This is a genomic window from Cupriavidus sp. 10L43_2, from assembly GCF_056395265.1.
Genome location: NZ_JBFTJE010000003.1, coordinates 301,680 through 319,813, shown reverse-complemented (window position 1 = coordinate 319,813; position 18,134 = coordinate 301,680). Strand labels below are relative to the sequence as shown.

Sequence of the window (18,134 nt, the reverse complement as noted above, 5' to 3'; positions counted from 1 at the left end):
TCGTCATGTCGAAAATCATTACCAAACTGATAGGTGGCCTCGGCAATCAGATGTTCCAGTATGCTACGGGGCGCGCACTCGCCCATCGACTGGACGTGCCGCTTTCGCTCGATGCATCGGGGTTCGAGCACTATGATCTGCGACGCTATGAGCTCGGCGAGCTGGCCATCTGGGCCACCGTCGCCTCCGAGGAAGAACTCGCGCAAGCGGGCGTTACATCGCGGCCACATTCGCTGGCTGACCGGGCGATGAAATTCCTCGGTGTGCGGCGCCCAGCCAACGTAATACGAGAAGCCACGTATGCCTATGACGAACGTCTGGAGTATGCGGGCGCGCCAGCGTATCTGGATGGCTATTGGCAGAGCGAGCGCTACTTCAGCGGCATCGCGGATCTGCTGCGACAGGAGTTCTCGTTGAAGGCTCCCGTGAATGATGTCAATGCGGCGCTGGCGCGGCAAATCGGTGCAGCAGGCAGCAATGCGGTGTCCTTGCATATCCGTCGCGGCGATTATGTCAGCAACGCACAAACTGCCCAGTATCATGGCGTCTGCTCGCTCGACTATTACCGGGCAGCGGTCGATCACGTGGCAGAACGCATCGATGTACCGCATTTCTTTGTTTTTTCCGACGACCATGCATGGGTCAGTCAGAACTTCCGGCTCGACCATGCCGCGACGCTTGTCGATGTGAATGATGCCGACCACGGTGCCTGGGATATGGCGCTGATGAAAGCGTGCCGTCACCACATCATTGCCAACAGCTCATTCAGTTGGTGGGGTGCGTGGCTCAATCCCCATGCGAATAAAATCGTCGTGGCACCCGAACGCTGGTTCAGCGGGGCGTCGCACGATACGAGCGATCTGATTCCGGCTTCTTGGAGTCGACTATGACGACACCTCTCATCAGCGTGGTCTTGCCCGTCTATAACGGGGCGGCGGATGTTGAAAGAGCCGTCGGCAGTATCCTGACGCAAACGTGCGACGACTTTGAGCTTATCCTGATCAATGATGGCTCGAAGGACAACTCGGCTGACGTGCTTGAATCTATGCGAGATCCGCGGATTCGCCTGTTTCATCAGGGCAACATAGGACTGGCCGGCACATTGAATCGGGGCATCGGGCTAGCGCGTGGTCGTTATATCGCGAGGCAGGATCAGGATGATCTTTCGCATCCCGAGCGCTTTGCCCGACAGGTGGAATTTCTCGAGCGCCATCCAGAACATGGCCTGCTCGGTTCCGCGGCCGAGATCTGGGTCGGTGACGCGCCCACTAATCGCACGCACGATCATCCGATTGACCATGGCGCCTTGAGCTTTGAACTCCTGTTCAACAATCCGTTCGTGCATAGTTCGGTAATGGTGCGCAAGTCGGCGATCGAGGCGGTAGGAGGATATACCACCGATCCTGCCCGACAGCCGCCGGAAGATTATGAGCTTTGGTCGCGCATGGCGCGGCACACACGCGTGGCCAATCTGCCGGAGCGGTTGCTGGTATATCGCGAAGTAGCCGCTAGCATGTCGCGCACGGGACCAAATCCTTTTCTAGAGCGTCTGGTGCTGATCTGCGCGGAGAATCTTGCTGCGGTGCTGGGTTACAAGGAGCCCCCAGTGGAAGTTCTGGACGTGGCTGCCCTCACGCATTCCGCCCTGCATCGATTGTCCCCGCATCCCGATATCGAACGTATGTGCCAAGCGGTGCATGCCGCCGGGGAAAGACTGGCGAGCGAGTCGCCCCATTCCGATGTACCCCGCCGCCTGGCATCGCGCATTGAGAGCTTGCGCCACCAATACTTGATGCACAAGCACAACATGCATTGGGCTCGACCGATTGCGCGCAAGTTGCGCGCAATCGGTCGGCAACTCGGCGTTTTGCCACGCTGAGCGGGGGGCGAGGAATGCGATTACTGTTCTGCTGCGAATTCTATTTTCCGAGCGTAGGCGGGGTGCAAGAGGTCATGCGCCAGATTGCTGAGCGACTCGTCATGCAGGGGCATGACGTCACGGTCGCCACTACGCGGTTGGCGGAGCGGAACTTTTCGGCTCACAAGGGCGTGAAGATCGTGGAGTTCGGCATTACGGGCAACACGGTGCGTGGCATTCACGGGGAGGTGGAACGCTATCTCGAGTTCGTGACCGCCTTCGACGGTGATGCGATCATGATCAAGGCCGCCCAGCAGTGGACTTTTGACGCGCTCTGGCCAGTACTGGACCAGATCCGTGTGCGCAAAGTATTTATACCCTGCGGTTTTTCGGGCCTCTATGAGCCATCCTATACCGAATACTTCAAGGCGCTGCCCGACGTACTCAGGCAGTTCGACCATCTGATCTTCTACGCGGAGCGATATCGCGACATCGATTTCGCGCGTGAACATCGTCTCGCGCCGTGCACCATCCTGCCAAATGGGGCAAGTGAGATCGAGTTTCTTGTGCCAAAGGATCCGGATTTCCGCCGGCGCCATGGCATTCCTGAGGAAAGTTTTGTTTTTCTCACGGTTGGCAGCATGACGGGCGTGAAAGGGCACAAAGAAATTGCTGAAGCGTTTGCCCGACTTCGCAGCGATCGCAGACATGTCACACTAATCCTGAACGGCAATCCGCCACCTGCTCCCGCCGTGATGATCACGGAAGGGCCTCGTGCCGGAGCCCAGTTCGTTGAGAGCAGCGGCACCAAGCGAGTACTCGCCTTCATCGGTCGCCGAATTCGGCGGGTGGCGGGCTTGGCTTGGCGGTCGATCAGTGTGTTGCGGCGGGAAGGTTTGCCTGGCGTAAGGTCACGCATCTCCGCATTGGCTGTGGCGCAACTGGAAGATATTGGACGTTTGCAGTGGGTACCGCGAAACTGGCGCAAATCTGCGGACCCTATTGGCTACTGGACGGAGCGTGCCGGCGGGCAGGCAAACAAGTACGTGCTCAAGGTTGACCTTGGACGCCAGGAACTGGTCCAGGCGTACATGAATGCAGATCTGTTCGTGTTCGCCTCGAATATCGAGTACTCACCGCTGGTGCTATTTGAAGCCACCGCAGGCGGCACCCCCTTTCTCTCAGTGCCGGTGGGGAATGCGGAAGAGATTGCGCGATGGACGGGCGGCGGTTTCATCTGCCCCGCGCCGAAGGACGAGCGGGGATATACGCGCGCCGATCCGCAGCAGTTCGCGGCGGAGATGAAGCGATTGATGGACGAGCCGGAGGCGTTGTCGGAAGTTGGCCGCGTGGCGCGCGAACAATGGATGAAGCAGTTCACATGGGCCCGCATCGCGGAGCGGTACGAGTCTATTCTGCGTGGATCTGAAGCGGAGCATCGCCTGGATAGCACCGCTGAGCGGTCTGTGACGTAAGGAACGCGGTTGTGAGCGTGAAAGTAATGAAGGTGAATCGATGATGCGTTGTTGTGTGATTGGTGGCGCCGGCTTTATCGGCACTTGGCTCGTCCGCGAACTCTTGGCGTCTGGGCGTGAGGTGAGCGTGCTCGGCCGACGGCCGACGCGGCCTGTTCACTTGCCCGAGGCGGCTCGCTATGTGTCGGTTGGCCAAGGAGAGGTGGACTGGAGTGCCCAACTCGCGGACGCGCACGAAGTTATCGACCTTGCGTACGCGACCGTGCCGAAAACGAGTTATGCGGATCCTGTCTTCGACATCCTCGCCAATCTTCCCCCTACAGTCGGCTTGCTGGAAGCCGCATGCCAGTTGCCGTTGCGCAAGATGGTCATGGTATCTTCGGGCGGCACAGTCTATGGCCACGCGTCCACACTGCCTATCGTGGAATCCAGCCTGACCAACCCGGTCTCGCCTTACGGCATCACGAAGCTCACGCAGGAAAAGTATTCGCTTATGTTCCATCGGCTGCATGGCGCTCCAATCAGCATTGTGCGACCCGCGAACGCTTACGGGGTGGGGCAGCAGCCATTCACGGGACAGGGGTTCATTGCGACGGCAATGGGCGCGATTTTGAGTCAGCAGGATGTCACTATATTTGGCGATTGCGGCACGATTCGCGACTATATCCATGTCGCCGATGTCGCACGCGGCATCATGGCCGTCCTCGACAGCGGAGCTGTAGGGGAAATTTACAACCTGGGCTCGGGTGTGGGTAGAAACAACCTTGAAGTAATGCGAGGGATCGAGCCGTTGGCTGCGGCCAGCAACTTGCCGATGCGGATTCGCCACGAGCCGGCGCGGCAGTTCGATGTATCGGCAAATGTGCTGGATAGCAGCAAGCTGCAGGCGTGCACAGGGTGGGTGCCGGACGTTGACTTCCAGCAAGGCCTGTCGGCAATGTGGGACGCCATTTCCAGCGACGTGGCGCGGCGGCAATGAGGGAGTGGAGCTGAGCCATGGGACCAACGATATCCATCCTTCTTCCAGCCTTCAATGCCGGGCAGACGCTGGGCTTGGCTTTGCGCTCGCTGTGCGGGCAAACGTTTTCGGATTTCGAGATCCTGGTGCTCGATGACGGCTCGGACGACGATACGGTTGATATTGCGCAGTCCTTCTCCGATCCGCGAGTGCGTGTTATTCGAGACAGGCGCAGATTGGGCTTGGCGCGTCGCTTGAACATGGGGATTGAATTGGCGCAAGGCCGTTATATCGCGCGGATGGACGCCGATGACGTGAGTTTCCCGGAGCGGCTGGCGCGCCAGGTGGCTTTCCTTGAAGCACATCCCCACATCGACCTAGTGGGATGTCGGGCAGTGGCGTTCCGTACAGACGGGGAGGTGCTTGGCCTTCTGCCGTTCGCGGGCACGCACGAGGCAATGTGCGTGCGGCCGTGGCGAGGTATTCCCTTGCCGCATCCCGGCTGGATGGGTCGTCGCGAGTGGTTTACGCGCTTTCGCTACGGCTTGCCGGAGGTCATGCGCGCAGAGGACCAGGAGTTGCTACTGCGCAGTCATCGCGAAAGCCGCTTTGCGTGTCTCGAGGACGTATTACTTGGCTACAGGCAAGGCTATTTCAATTTACGCAAGACGTTGTTGGCCCGTCGGTCGTTGCTGGGGGCGCAACTGAAGTACTTCATGGGGCAACGGCAGATCTCGTATGCAGCAGGCGCGCTGGCACTGACTGGCGCGCGTGTTGCGGTAGATTTGCTGGCTGCGTTGCCGTTTGCCGGCCGTCTTTACTTCATGCGCATGTCGGAACACGCGCCATTGGAAGTGGTTGCCACGCTTCGCAGCAGTCTGGAGCGGTGCGCGACGCCCGGCGGCAAGCGATAGGCTTTACAGTCAGCGCCTGTACTCAGGCATGCCTGTGCAGCTTCCGGAATACCGCACCATACAATCGTGCAAATGCCGCAGTTGTGCGCCCGCCGACATACCAGCACAGCATCAGCAGCGCGTTGCATCGAGCATCTGCGTGTTTCAGTACTTTCCGATTCTTCCACAGAAACCGCGCGGTGTTATAGAGCGCATAGGCCTCATACGACAACCGGCCCCGTCCGCGTGCGCCGCCTGTCGCTTGGGATGGGGGCAAGTTAATTTGTAGGGCGCGAGGTTCATAGGTGATGGTCAACCCGCGCGCACGGCAGCGCACCAAGAAGTCTGTCTCTTCGCGATAGCAGTTGCCGATATAGCCCGTATCGAAGTCCAGGGCCTTGGCTGCATCAGCGCGGATCAAGAACGATGCGTGGCACACAGGCACTTTCAGCGGACGCGCGGCGTTTGCGGCAAAGTCGAACTGAAGTCGGCTGAGATTCACCACATCGTCTACTTCGGTCGCTACCGTTCGGCGTGCGATGACCGCGCTTTCGCTATCCTGGTCATCACGCAGATACAGTGCAGAGGCGCCGACGATATCGCTTGACGTCTCTCTTGCCGTGCTCAGAAGAATGTCAAGTGCACCGGGACTCAGGCAAGAGTCATCGTCGCCAAAGTAGACGAACTCGGTAGTTGCCAGCGCCTTGCCACGATTCTTTGAAGTCGTCTGCTTGCTATTCACCTCGTTACGAAGATACGTGATCCGCGGGTAGCGCCGCATGAGTTGACGCGCCACTTCCGGTGTATCGTCGGGCGAACAATCATCCACGAGCACCAGTTGCGCCACTTCGGCCTGCAGATACGTCGGGATTGTCTCAGCTAGCAAATGCGAGCGCTTGTAGGTCGGAATGACAACAGTGACTTTAGGCTGGTTCTCTGGCATGGACCTTTGCAATGATGAATACGAGTCCGGCAAACAGCATGGCCTTCAACAGCGGGACCAAGAAGAAGAATTGGTTCTCGCGCGGTAACAGTAGGAAAAAGGGGAGCGTGGCGGCAAAAACGAACAATCCACGAGGAGAAGCTTTCGCTGCCTGGTAGAGGAATCGCAGGCAGCCGCCGGTGAAGAGACCGGCAATCAGTGGGCCAAACAGTTCCGAGTAAAGCATGGACTCAGCGACGGCGGAACCGCCCATGCCCTTGCCGTTCAGGTACATCTCAGCATCGACGATGAACGAGATACGGTGTGCGAGACTCGTGGTGTGATGGGCGAAGTCGATGGTCTGGACCACGGCCATGTCGCCGAAAAAGCGATGGTAGCCATCAATGAACAGGGCAAAGGTCGAATTCAGGCCGTCGAGCACTGGCGTGAACTGCCCAAGGTGCTTGATTGTGGAAACAACGAAGATTAGCGACACGCCCTGGCCGTAGAAGAAGCCAAAGAGCGTTTCGAAGGGGTCAGCGGAGAAGACTGTTCCGATCGGCATGCCTATGCGGACGCGGCCTACTATGTCGGCGAGCACGGCGAGGCCGACGCCGGCGGCCACCGTTTTCCAACCTGAGACGCGGATACCCTGCGTGGAAATCAGGAGCCAGGTCAGGCAAAGGATCTGCGCCATGGGAATCCCGCGAGCACCCTTGAACATTTCCATCACACACAGGAGCAGGCCGAGGCCGTAGGCGACGAGCGCTTGGCGCCGCGTCGGCCGCGACGCAAGGTAGGCGAACGCGCAGAGGATCATCCAGCCGCCCAGCGCGTACAGCAGGCCCCCCGGGCCGCCATACTTGTACATGGACAGGTAGTCGCCGCTCTTCCAGGTGTTGAGATTGACATACAGCCGGTACGTGGCGAAGGGCAGCAACAGCAGCCCAGCACCGAGTGCAAAGCGGCCCAGCGCCGCATCGTGCCTCAACTGAAATTCTCCCAGTTTGCCTGCCGTCAGCACAATGCCGCATAGGAAGAGGGAGATCGCGGCCAATGCCTGGGCCAACATGGCGTCGTCCATTGGGCCCATCAGGAACCAGTCGCCATATCGATAATCGGCCCAGCCGAAGAAATAGGTAATCACGAACCGGCTCAGCAGAAACAGGGCCGTCGTGAGGCAAAGCAGGCTAGTTGGGTTGATCCGGCTCGATGAGGCCTGACTAGCCCGTGCAATACAGACGAGAAGCGACAGTGCGGTAATCGGCGCCTGTACGTCCAGGCTGCCGAAGGCGCCGCTGACCAGATTGGCCATGGCCATCGCCAGCGTGGCAATCAAAAGCATATCAGGCATCCCGTGTCCTCCAGAACATAACAAAAGCGGTAAGCAGCAGGCTCAGGTTGGCGAGTACATAAGCGATCGGGGCGCCAGCCAGACCTGCGATACCGGTGAGCACATAGGTGGCCAATACAAAGCAGATCGAGAACATCAGTTCAAGAATCCACGAATAACGCAAATTTCGCTGATAAATAAAAAACGCGACAAATGGCATAGCCAGGCATTTGATGGCATCGCCAAGCAGTTCGATCCACAGTAGCGGCGCGATACTAGCGAACTGATCGGAATACAGCAGCCTTACAATCCGGTCGGCACCAAACGCTAGAATCAACAGCCCTAACGCGCCGCCAGCTGCGACCAGCAAGACATAGCCACGCAATCGGCCCCTGAGTGTACGGTGTGGCGATTCGCTACGAAACACCTCCGGAAGGAGGACAAAGCCCACCACTGCCTGTGCCATGGCCATCACTGCATCGGATATCCGAAACATGCCTTGCCATAAACCGGCCGCGTCCAAGCCGAGTCGCATGGCGATGGTTTCCCGAACGGCGATGACCGCGGCGGTGCCAACCACTGCCGGCGCCAGCGCGATAGCCACGTAGGGTGCCAGCGAGCAGGCGGCCGCGAGGGCCTCCCGGCTCGGACGCACGCCGCCCAGCCAACGTGTACCGGTTGCTGCAGCCACAAGTAGCCACACCGCCAGGGTGGCGCCAAAGCCTGCGAGCAGCCCATGCACGGCGCTCTGCACCGAGTCGGTCTGGACGAAAGTCCAATAGCTCGCCAACGCCAGCAGACCCGACAGCGCCACCACCATCGCATTCAGACGGGAGCGGCCCTGGGACAGCAAAGCTGCCTGGATGTGCAGCGCCAAGCCGGCGACTACCGCCAGCACCAGCGCGGCCAGCGGCGTCAGCCACGCCGCGCCGCTGACGATGTTCAATTCACGGAAACCGGCATGCCAGACGGCGATCAGCAACGGCATGCCGAGCACGAACAGCATGCCGCCTGACAACCAGGTCGCGCGGGCGCGGTCTGTCCGGCCCGGCGAGGACAGCCGGGCGATCAGGCCCTGGCTGATTCCGCCGTTCGAAAACGTGGTGTAAAGCGTGGCCAGGCTGAACACGTTGCCCCACGTGCCAAAGGCTGCCGGGCCCAGTTGTGTGGACAGGATCTTGTTGGCAGCCAGCCCGCAAATCAGCTTAAGGAGAACGCCCAGACCTGAAATCAGCGCGTTCAATGCCATGGAGGCGACGTCAGCGTCTGGTTCGGTCCGAAAACGCGGGCAGCGAGGCGCGACGCCATAGCGGTGCAGAGAAAGCTCGCCAGGAAGAACGTCGATGTGAGTTTGCCGAAGCCTTCCATCGTCCGCATGATGAACCATACCGACTTCGCCGAACGCACCTTGTTCGACGAGAACGAACGCTTGCGCACACGATACCAGGCGAGCGCCTTTGGCAGCCGTTCGCCGCGCAGCCCGCCCTTGATCAGAATTGCCCACGCCGCGAAATCCTCGGCCACGAGGCCGGGCGGCATTGCCGGGAACACGCCGTCGCCAGCGATACTGCGCTTGAGCATTACCGCCAGGCAGCCCACGCCGCGCCGGGCATTATGGGTAAACAGGGTCAACCGGTCCGGCCCGCAAATCTTGGAGAGAGGGCGGCCGCTGCCGTCCTCGAACGGAATATAGTCGTGATAGCTGAAATCGAGCGCATGGTCGCGCATGAATCCAACCTGCTGCTCCAGCTTGGTGGCATCCCAGATGTCGTCGGCATCGAGAAATGCCACGTAATCCCCCCGAGCTGCAGCGATGCCGATATTTCGGGCCTTGGCGGGACCATATGCAACGGGATTTGTGATTATCCGAATGCGTGCATCGGACGCGGCAAGGCGGGCGAGTACCTCAGCGGTCTCGCCATTCGAGCCATCGTCGATCAAAATCCACTCATAATCGCCGAGGCTTTGTTGCAGGATCGAATTGGCAGTGGCGCCAATATATCTCCCGTCGTTATGTACTGGCGTAATGATACTGACCAGGGGTCTCGCGCTCGATGTAATCATTGTGCGAAAAGTAGCAATTCAAGCCGCCGAGTCTGCGATGCCTGCGAGTATAAGGCATTGAATGCGGCCAAAGCGATATTGCGAAGTGACGCAAGATCCTGGGTTTGTAAAATTCTGTGAAGCGTCTGCGCCATCTCTTGTTCGGTTTCGACGACGCTAATGGCCTCGCGATATCTTTCGTCGGACAACGCGGTTTCATAGCCGACGGCCGCGTTCGGCATGCACACGACTGGGATGCCGAACGACAGTGCTTCCGCAACCTTGGTCTTCATGCCGCTGCCCCAGCTAACCGGTGCGGCGTAGAGGGTCGCCCGGGCAAAAGTGGCCGCCATGGTATTTGGCGCGGGGGTGTCCACCACTTCTAACTGTGGATAGGGCGCAGCCATTTCGGCGGCGCGGGCCCCGGCGGCCACGAACGTGGCCGGCCGAGCGCCGATCTCGCGGTAGCGCGCCGCGACGTCGGCAAAATGACGCAGCGCCGTCTGGTTCGGCGCGAAGCCGAAGTGGGCCGTGAACAGGATTTGCGGCACGTCGCTCGATGCACCCCGTGCGGACGTGTCGCCTGGAGAGAGCGAAATCGGCAGCACGCCGGTACGCGCCGGGTGGCCGAAGTGGCTGCCGAACAGCGCGCGGTCCGCTTCGGTAATGAATGTCATGAAGTCGGCCGAACGACACGGCGCCTCGGCGCGATGAATGAGCCACAAATCCACCGCTTGACTTACTTGCCGTAACACATTCCCGGCAAGGTGCTGGCGCTGCAGTTCGGCCTCCACGTTATCACTCAGGATCGCATAGGTCTTTCCCGGCACGCGACGCCGGATGATGTCCATCAGCAGCCCGCAGCGTGAATTGTGGAACAGCACGATGTCCGCCTCGCGGGCATGCCGGACCAGTCGGGAAAGGTAGGTGATCAGATAAGTCGGATATAGCCGGGTGCGCGCCAGGATGTCACGCACCTTGTTCTTCCGGAGATAGACCGTGCGGCAGTGGGCGGGCGGCACGAAGGCCATCTCGGGCCCCATATCCTTGCTAACGATGGTGACCTCGGTCACGCCGCTTACGGCGCAGACCGCTCCCGCAAGCGAGCGCAAATAGAGTCCGCCGCCGGAAAGCTCCTGCAATCCGTTGGGCGATATCAGCAAGACTTTCACAAGTGTGTGGCGTTGAGCAGCGCGCGTATCTGGTCGCAGAAGCGCTGGGTGGAAAAGGAATTGGCGATGAACGCGTGCATGGCGGGCGGATCGTTCTGCGCGCGCAGCCGGGTAAAAATCGCAGAAGCTTGCCTGAAGAATGCGGCACTGTCTGTCGGCAGTTCGCCGACCCAAGGCACGTTCCGGCGCAGGAATACATCGCAGGCGCCAACACGGGTGCCCAGCACGCTGACGCCCGACGCCAGCGCCTCGAGCGTGACCAGTTCGAAGCCTTCGAACAGTGACGGAAAGACAAACACGTCGATATCGTCGTAGAACGCCGACATCCTCTCCGGCGGCAGGCCGGGGACGATCGTGACATTCTGCAAATCCCGCAATTCGGCTGGAATGTCGCTCATCGTCGCGATGACGAGCCGCACGTCGGATTGGCCGCCGACCCAGCGGGCGACGTCGATCAGGTAGGGTAGCCCCTTGCCGTATTCGAGCCGGCCGGCAAAGCCGAGGCGGACTACCCTGTCGGTGAACTTGGGCTGGGCGTGGAACACCGAGGCGTCGATGCCATTATGAATTATGATGCACTTTTCAGCCGGAATTCCCTGCAGATCCACACACAGGTCGCGCACCGCTTCCGACACACACGCCACCCGGTGCGCACGCCGCATGGTCAGAGCCTCGAGTCGAGCGAGCACCCGCATGCCCAGGAACCGGTTTCCCGATGCCGCGAGCGCCTGGATATAACCGGCCGCCGAACCGTGTACGATGACCACGTCAGCGGGAAAAAATGGCGTATAGGATGAATTTGAAATTGTAAGAAAACGGTTACCGCATAATCGTTTTATCCATAACCAAAGCGACGCGGCGATCGGAAAGGTAAACTGTGCCAGGCGTTTGGTGCGCAGGAATTGTGGTAAAACCTGAGTTTCGTCGACGAGCGTAACGTCGGCCCCGTGCTGGGTCAGGTCATTCAGGAGCAGGGACACGACGCGTTCCACGCCGCCGGTGTTTTGGACTCCATTACGCGATACGAGATAGATAGGCAAGAGCATGAACGGTACCGGTGTCGTGCCATTGTGGTTTGCACAACGCCAAGGGCTGGCCCCACTATCGGAGCGTCATTACGTGAAGTCTAATAACGGCTTGCCGCCGGACAGGAGTACGCGTGCCCGGCAACGGCTGGAATGCGAAGCAGCGTGATCACAAGATGGCCCGGTCTGCGCTGCGGCGCGGCACATTCTACGCGAACCACTGCGCTATCCTTCGCCCCGATCAATTTTTGAGTTTCCATGTTCGAACTTTTCTGGCTTCCTGCGATTTCGGCAATGCTGAGTGCAGGTGCTGTGCTGATTCTTCGCCCCCTTGCTACGCGCGGCGGCCTGCTGGACCACCCTGGTGGCCGCAAGCGGCATGAGGGATCGACGCCGCTCGTGGGCGGCATCGCCATCCTGATCGCGATCTGGGTGGGCACCGCGATGTTCGTGCGCGGCTATGATCATTACAACGCGCTCTTTGTCGGCCTGACTCTGCTGGCGCTGGTCGGGCTGTTCGACGACCTGAACGGTATCCCGCCGCTGAGCAAGCTGGCCTTCCAGTTCACGGCTGCCATCCTGATGACGTCCTGGGGCGAGGTGTACCTACACTCGCTCGGCGACCTCCTCAACAAGCGCGACGTCATTCTCTATGCTTGGGGCATTCCCCTGACTCTGCTGGCGATCCTCGCGGTGGTTAACGCCATTAATATGACCGATGGCATGGATGGGCTGGCCGGTGGCTTATCGCTGATCGTGTTCGGCTGGTTCGCATGGCTTGCCCATGATATTGGTAACCCCGGCGCGTACCGTATTTGCCTGCTGATCTGCGGCGCCATTGCCGGCTTCCTACTGTTTAACATGCCGAGTCCATTGCGGCAGCGATTGGTCTTCCTTGGCGATGCCGGCAGCCTGTTGCTCGGCTATGGTATCAGTTGGTTTGCGGTGGAGTTGTCTCAGAAGGAATACAATGCCGGCCGCCACGTACCCCCTGCGGTCATGCTATGGGTGGTCGGACTGATTCTGGTGGACCTATTGGCCGTGGTCCTGCGCCGCGCCATCCAGGGCAAAAACCCGCTGGCGGCGGACAGAACACACTTGCATCACCTGCTTCTGAGAATGGGGCTGAGCAGCAAACTGGCGGTCTGGTTTCTGCTGATAGGCAATTTTCTGCTGGGCCTGCTTGGCGTGGTCGCCTGGAAGCAGGGCGTACCGGATTCCATCATCTTCGCCGCGTTTCTCGTGTTCACTGGCATCCACCTTCTAATAATGCAGCGGGCGTGGGTTGTCATTCGCTGGGTGAGGCGTCTCCGTTCCCGGTAACCACTCCCCGGAGCAGCGCTTCCCATTTTTGGTCGACGATCCGGTTGATCGTATGGGCCTCTGCGGTCAGCCTGCCACCTTTGGCGAGCTGCCACCGGAGATTGGGGTCACCGATCACCCGCAGCAGCGCCCGTGCCAGCGCCGGCCCGTCCTCCGGTGGCACCATCACCGCATTTCCCCCCTCCACGAGCAGCGCCTTCGGCCCCGTTTCGCAGGCACTTGCCACCACTGGCAGGCCGAACGCCATCGCCTCGAGCAGGACCAGACCGAAACCCTCATAGCGTGAACTCAGGCAGAACACGCCCGCCTGCTGGTAGGCTGAGGTGATGTCGGTGCGCGCCCCGGGCATCGACACCGTCCCGGCGATGCCGTACTGCACGACAAGCGCCTCGAGCGTCGGCCGCGCCGGCCCCTCGCCGACGATTTCCAGCCGCCAGTCCGGCGCCTCCCTGGCCACTATCGCCCACGCCTCCAGCAAAATGTCGAAGCCCTTGGCTTCCACCAACCGGCCGACCGCCAGCACTGTTTGCGCCTGCGTTAGGGCTTCCATCGCCGGCGGAAGGTCGAACGGCAGCGGATTGGCGATCACGGCAATCTGGAACCGATGGCGAATGGCTGCGCGCCAACGCAGGCGGTCGAGGTCAGTCAGTACCACCACCACCGCAGCCGTCCGGGCCGCCAGCCGCCGGGCAATACGCCGCGCTGGCTTGCCGAGATCTTCGTCGAAGTGGCAATGCTCCCAAGCCACGCGGCGGGTGCGGCTGCCAAGCAATGCTGGCAGGGTGAACAGCGTGAGCATCGGGTCCACCTCCACCAGCACGTCGACATCATGCTCGGTCATAAAGCGCCTAATGCGCCATACTGTAGCCACATATTGGCGTTTGAACGACGGGCGCGCTGGGAAGAGGGTGCTGTGGATGACGGCCGGATGCAGCGGAAAGGCACTGGTCTCATCCCACAGGCTCAGCACGTGGATTCGATATCCGCGTGCTGCCAGCGCGCTCGCGATGCTCGCCGTCACGCGTTCCGCCCCGGCCAGTGCGTTGAGCGTGCCGGTAAGGAAGCAGACCACCGGGCGGCACGTCATCGAACCGTCCGCCATGCGTGGCACCACATGCCCAGCCCGAACAGCGTGGTGATCGCGCTGGCAACGGCGTAACCGAGGATGGCACCTTCGGCGCCGTAGTGCGGAATGGCGATCCAGTCCACCGCGATTGTGGCGGCACAGGCGATGCCCCATTTGATGGCGATCCAGCGTGGCCGGCGCAGATAGACGGCGAGCACCGTCAAGCCGACATCGGCAAAGACCAGCGGCGATACCATCAGCGCCAGCCGCAGTAGCGACGCCGCCTCGGCGAACGCCGCGCCATAGAGCCAGTGCACGATCCACGGCGCCAGCCCGATCAGCGCGCCAGCGCCGAGGACGCCCAGGGCTGTCAGGAGCAGCGCCAGTTTCAGGATGTTGCGGATGGCGGCGCCGCACTCGCCGCGCGCATAGATATAGAGGGGGGCAATGCCGCTGGCCAGAATTGTGGCCACGGTGGTGAAGTTGTCCACGATCTGCACCGTGGCTGCATAGGCCGCGAATTCGGTCGTGGGCACATGGGGGCGGAGCAGCAACTGGTCCACGCGCCGCGCCCCCATCATCAGCATAAAGCTGATCCAGAACAGCGAGCCATCGTGAAACAGCTGGCGCGTCAGCGCGGGGTCATGCTGCACTCGCCCGTATGGCATGCGCCGGCGGTAATACAACGCCAGCAGCAGCGCCGCCAGTACCGGTTCGGCCACCACCGCCAGCGCGTAGGCGTTGGCCGCGTGGATGCCGGCCCACGCCAGCGCCCCCACGGCGGCGGCCTTGAGCGTCAGCGAGGCCAGGTTGACGTATACCCCGGGGCGGTTGTGCGTGTGGGCCTGCATCCAGGCGATGACGGCGCCCGACGGCTCGCGCAGCAGGATGCCAAGCCCGAGGATCAGCGCGGGGCCCCAGCTCGGCCCCGCATGCGGCGAGGCCGCCAGGAACGCGCCGACCAACAGGTAGCCGCCGCAAGCCGCCAGCCAGCGCAGTCGGAATACATGGGCGAGCAGCCGGTGCTGGGCCGCCGCGTCCCCCAGCGCCACGAGCCGCGGCACCACGACCTCGCCACCGCAGATCAGCGCCACGGATGCCCCGATGAAGACGATCGACTGCGCATACTGGAACGCGGCGAAGTTCTCCGTGCCGAGCGCGCGCGCGAGGATTGCTACGACGCCCAGCCCGACCAGGACCTGCGCGCCGCGGTCGAGCAGCATCAGGCTGACGTTGCTCGCTATGCGTCGGCGCATGGGCGAACCGGCCCAGGGCGGGCGCCGGCCGGCGGACACAGCTGCTCGAAGAGGGCCAGCCAACGGTCGGTGGCGGCCTCGATGCCGAAATGCGTGATGATGCGTTCGCGGCGAGTGGTGGCGGCATCACTACTGCCGTCCTGGTCAAGCGCGGCGCGCATGGCGGCAGCCAGCGCATCCGTATCGTCAATTGGCACGACGGTGTCGATGTCGCCCATCAGTTCCGCCACGCCCGGCGCGGCGGTGGCGACGACAGGTCGCCCGCACGCCATGGCCTCGCCAATGACGAGCGGCATGCCTTCCACGCGCGACGACAGCACGAACAGATCGGCCGCATTGAGCAGGGCGGGGATGTCACGGCGCGTGCCCAGCAGCGCGGCGGTGTCGCCTAGACCGTGTCTGGTGATGCGGGCCGCTAGCGCTTGCCGCTGCGGGCCGTCGCCGGCGATCAGCAGCCGTGCTGGCGTGGTGCGGTCCATGCGCGCGAAGGCGTCGATCAGCATGACCTGCGCCTTCTCGGCGGCCAGGCGTCCGATCGTCAGGATCAGCCGCGTCTGCGCGTCGAGCCCGAGCCGGGCGCGCGTGCTGGCACGCAGAGCGGGGTCGGGCCGGAACTTGTCGGTGTCGATGCCGTTGTACATCACACGTACACGGTCGGCGCGGACCGCGCCTAAGCGGATCATTTCTGCGCGGCTGGCTTCGCTGACCTGGGTGGTCAGCGTGCACCACCGGCTGGTCAGCCGATAGAGCCACATGCGCAGCCGTCCGCCCTCGGAAAAGCTGTGCGCCGCGCAGACCAGCGGCGGTATTCGGGCGAACCGCGACAGGAGACGCGCAAACATATTGGCGTGGAACATGTGCGCGCTGATGACGTCCGGCCGCCATTGCAAGGCAAAGCGTTGCGCAGTGCGCAGGGCCTGGACCATCGAGAGCGGGTTCTTGTGGACGTCGAGCATCAGCCGTTCTACTGCATCGGGCATCGGCACCTCGCAGTCGGGCGTCAGGCTGATCAGCCCCACCTGATGCCCCCGGGCGAGGAATTCCCGAGCCAGCGCTGCAACCTGCTGTTCAGCGCCACCCATCCGCAGGCCGGTAGTGATCAGCAGGATGCGCATGGCCCGAGACGGAAGGGCTGGAGCGGGAGCTTCGAACTCAACGTGCACCGTAGCCGGTTAGCAGCGTCCGCAAGGTCTTGAGTGCGATCAGGAAATCCAGTGCGAACGAGCAGTGCTTGACGTAGTAAAGGTCATAGCTGAGCTTGGTTACCGTTTCCTCGTGTGTGCCGACGTAACCCTGCTGTACCTGTGCCCAACCGGACAGCCCTGGGCGCACCAGATGGCGATAGGGGTAGTACGGAATACTCTGCGAGAACTGGTCTACCATCGGTACCTGTTCGGGCCGCGGGCCGATCAGGCTCATGTCGCCCTTCAGCACGTTCCAGAGCTGGGGAATTTCGTCGAGCCGGTACTTCCGGATGACCCGGCCCACGCGCGTCACGCGCGGGTCCTGCCGCTTGGCGAACTGGGCAGGCGCATCGTCGTCGGTGGTCATGCTGCGGAACTTCAGCATCACGAACGCGCGGCCGAACACGCCGACGCGGGTCTGACGGAATATCGCCGGGCCTTTCGATTCGAGCCGTACCGCCAGGCCCACCAGCACGCTAAGCGGCAGGGCCAGCGGCGAAAGCACAATCACGGCGACGATGTCGAGCAGCCGCTTGAAGAAGCCATAGAAGTAGTGCTTCGCATAGTCGTCAAGGAAATTCTCATCGATATGTGCCAGCCCGACGCGCCCCGTCAGCATCTCGCCAATGCGTTCCACCGAGTACATTCGGACGTGGGAAAGCTTGAGTTGGGACAGCAGGCGGGTCCGTTCCGGGTCGGCCGTGGCATTGCGGTCCACCATCAGGGCATCGCAGCGCGTGGCCTCGAACAGGGAGCGGATGTGCTCGAACCGGTTTGCGCTAGGCGGTGCCGCACCAGGCATGTTCAGGATCTTCTCCAACTGGGCGAGCGTCCCCTCGTCGGAATAGCCGAAGACTGGCACGTAGTTCCTGACGAACAGTCGGTAGCCGCTCCACGTCCAGACCAGGGTGGCGAAGTAGCTGATCACGAGCGCCACGCGCGAGTATTCCACCCGCAGTACGGCAAAACCGGCCAGGAGGATCACGAAGGCAAGGGTCACGGACAGGCCGACCAGGCTGTTCCCCTCGACTGCCGGCAGATGCAACGAACGCAGCATCAGGGCGAACGCGCACAGGTACGCCACGCCCGACCATGCCAGCGTGCGAGTAAACAATACGGTGACCACTCCGGTCTGCCGTAGCGACTCCACGGCCAGGATGGCGAGCCCGAGCAGAAAAAGGCCCAAGAGCGCCCAGCCCATCATACGACTGGCGCGCCGCATGGTTTCGGATCCTCGGGCGCGCACAACTTCGTTGGAGCGGGATACGCTGTTGATTTTCGTCATTCGTCTTTTTGGCCATACGTCCGCTCGCATGGCATTCTGCGTTAACTATCGGAATGCCTCGGCTTGCCCCGGCAGCGATGCATTTCGATGCCGGAAGCGCGCTGCGGCAACGCGTTATGATGCGCTGTCGAGTGGACGAACGTACACAAGTGGGTGGCGGTTGCGCGACGCTTGCGTAGCGCGCGCAAGCGCACACCGTCGGATTCCTCAAGGGAGGCGCACGATTATAACTGGGACGATGCACGATGCCGCCCGGAGTGCATCAAAATGCATCGCCAGTGTGGTCTGCCGTACATTGGTATTGCGTTTTGGCTCTCCCAAAGTTTCTGGAGGCCAGTTGC

General features: G+C 61.5%; 16 protein-coding genes. 6 read left to right on the top strand and 10 right to left on the bottom strand.

Annotation, left to right across the window (positions count from 1 at the left end; genetic code table 11):
• Window positions 1-5: 5 nt before the first annotated feature.
• The 5 genes from AC1DEL_RS06250 to AC1DEL_RS06230 all read left to right on the top strand — a co-directional run bounded on the left by AC1DEL_RS06250 (window position 6) and on the right by AC1DEL_RS06230 (window position 5,205).
• Window positions 6-890 carry an alpha-1,2-fucosyltransferase gene (locus tag AC1DEL_RS06250; protein ID WP_477125448.1) on the top strand — a complete coding sequence of 295 codons (885 nt, stop codon included), beginning with the start codon at window positions 6-8 and terminating at the stop codon, window positions 888-890.
• Window positions 887-1,879: a glycosyltransferase family 2 protein gene (locus tag AC1DEL_RS06245; protein WP_477125449.1), complete on the top strand. Its 993-nt coding sequence runs from the start codon at window positions 887-889 to the stop codon at window positions 1,877-1,879. The genes AC1DEL_RS06250 and AC1DEL_RS06245 overlap by 4 nt, the downstream gene beginning before the upstream one ends.
• 74 nt (window positions 1,880-1,953) lie before the next feature.
• Complete coding sequence (locus AC1DEL_RS06240; RefSeq protein WP_477125450.1) at window positions 1,954-3,333, top strand: glycosyltransferase family 4 protein; 1,380 nt, start codon at window positions 1,954-1,956, stop codon at window positions 3,331-3,333.
• Window positions 3,334-3,373: 40 nt separating this feature from the next.
• Complete coding sequence (locus AC1DEL_RS06235) at window positions 3,374-4,312, top strand: NAD-dependent epimerase/dehydratase family protein (RefSeq protein WP_477109797.1); 939 nt, start codon at window positions 3,374-3,376, stop codon at window positions 4,310-4,312.
• A 17-nt stretch (window positions 4,313-4,329) separates the two neighbouring features.
• A complete protein-coding gene (locus AC1DEL_RS06230) occupies window positions 4,330-5,205 on the top strand; it encodes a glycosyltransferase family 2 protein (RefSeq protein WP_477109798.1) in 876 nt (291 codons plus the stop codon).
• Window positions 5,206-5,227: 22 nt separating this feature from the next.
• Here AC1DEL_RS06230 and AC1DEL_RS06225 read toward each other — a convergent pair whose 3' ends face one another.
• Genes AC1DEL_RS06225 through AC1DEL_RS06200 form a run of 6 tightly spaced genes read right to left on the bottom strand, consistent with a single transcriptional unit; the run spans window position 5,228 to window position 11,700 of the window.
• The gene (locus tag AC1DEL_RS06225) at window positions 5,228-6,127 is read right to left on the bottom strand and encodes a glycosyltransferase family 2 protein (RefSeq protein ID WP_477109799.1); all 900 of its coding nucleotides are present in this window, start codon (window positions 6,125-6,127) and stop codon (window positions 5,228-5,230) included.
• Complete coding sequence (wzy, locus tag AC1DEL_RS06220) at window positions 6,108-7,460, bottom strand: O-antigen polysaccharide polymerase Wzy (RefSeq protein ID WP_441645175.1); 1,353 nt, start codon at window positions 7,458-7,460, stop codon at window positions 6,108-6,110. Before wzy ends, AC1DEL_RS06225 begins: the two co-directional genes overlap by 20 nt.
• On the bottom strand, window positions 7,453-8,688 hold the full coding sequence (locus AC1DEL_RS06215) for an MATE family efflux transporter (protein ID WP_477109800.1): 1,236 nt from the start codon (window positions 8,686-8,688) through the stop codon (window positions 7,453-7,455). Before AC1DEL_RS06215 ends, wzy begins: the two co-directional genes overlap by 8 nt.
• Complete coding sequence (locus AC1DEL_RS06210; protein ID WP_441645177.1) at window positions 8,679-9,503, bottom strand: glycosyltransferase family 2 protein; 825 nt, start codon at window positions 9,501-9,503, stop codon at window positions 8,679-8,681. Before AC1DEL_RS06210 ends, AC1DEL_RS06215 begins: the two co-directional genes overlap by 10 nt.
• Window positions 9,500-10,654 carry a glycosyltransferase gene (locus AC1DEL_RS06205; RefSeq protein WP_477125451.1) on the bottom strand — a complete coding sequence of 385 codons (1,155 nt, stop codon included), beginning with the start codon at window positions 10,652-10,654 and terminating at the stop codon, window positions 9,500-9,502. Before AC1DEL_RS06205 ends, AC1DEL_RS06210 begins: the two co-directional genes overlap by 4 nt.
• On the bottom strand, window positions 10,651-11,700 hold the full coding sequence (locus AC1DEL_RS06200; protein WP_477125452.1) for a glycosyltransferase family 4 protein: 1,050 nt from the start codon (window positions 11,698-11,700) through the stop codon (window positions 10,651-10,653). The genes AC1DEL_RS06205 and AC1DEL_RS06200 overlap by 4 nt, the downstream gene beginning before the upstream one ends.
• Window positions 11,701-11,937: 237 nt before the next feature.
• Here AC1DEL_RS06200 and AC1DEL_RS06195 point away from each other — a divergent pair, with 237 nt between their 5' ends.
• Window positions 11,938-13,002 carry an MraY family glycosyltransferase gene (locus AC1DEL_RS06195; protein ID WP_441645180.1) on the top strand — a complete coding sequence of 355 codons (1,065 nt, stop codon included), beginning with the start codon at window positions 11,938-11,940 and terminating at the stop codon, window positions 13,000-13,002.
• Here AC1DEL_RS06195 and AC1DEL_RS06190 read toward each other — a convergent pair.
• From AC1DEL_RS06190 to AC1DEL_RS06175, 4 genes are read right to left on the bottom strand one after another with little or no spacing between them, the layout of a single operon-like run.
• A complete protein-coding gene (locus AC1DEL_RS06190; protein ID WP_477125453.1) occupies window positions 12,968-14,104 on the bottom strand; it encodes a glycosyltransferase family 4 protein in 1,137 nt (378 codons plus the stop codon). The two genes, AC1DEL_RS06195 and AC1DEL_RS06190, sit on opposite strands and share 35 nt — an antisense overlap.
• On the bottom strand, window positions 14,086-15,324 hold the full coding sequence (locus tag AC1DEL_RS06185; RefSeq protein ID WP_477109803.1) for a lipopolysaccharide biosynthesis protein: 1,239 nt from the start codon (window positions 15,322-15,324) through the stop codon (window positions 14,086-14,088). Before AC1DEL_RS06185 ends, AC1DEL_RS06190 begins: the two co-directional genes overlap by 19 nt.
• Window positions 15,309-16,439 carry a glycosyltransferase gene (locus tag AC1DEL_RS06180; protein WP_477125454.1) on the bottom strand — a complete coding sequence of 377 codons (1,131 nt, stop codon included), beginning with the start codon at window positions 16,437-16,439 and terminating at the stop codon, window positions 15,309-15,311. The genes AC1DEL_RS06185 and AC1DEL_RS06180 overlap by 16 nt, the downstream gene beginning before the upstream one ends.
• A gap of 37 nt (window positions 16,440-16,476) precedes the next feature.
• Window positions 16,477-17,793, bottom strand: a complete 1,317-nt coding sequence (locus AC1DEL_RS06175) for a sugar transferase (RefSeq protein ID WP_477125455.1) — start codon at window positions 17,791-17,793, stop codon at window positions 16,477-16,479.
• Between the last annotated feature and the right edge of the window lie 341 nt (window positions 17,794-18,134).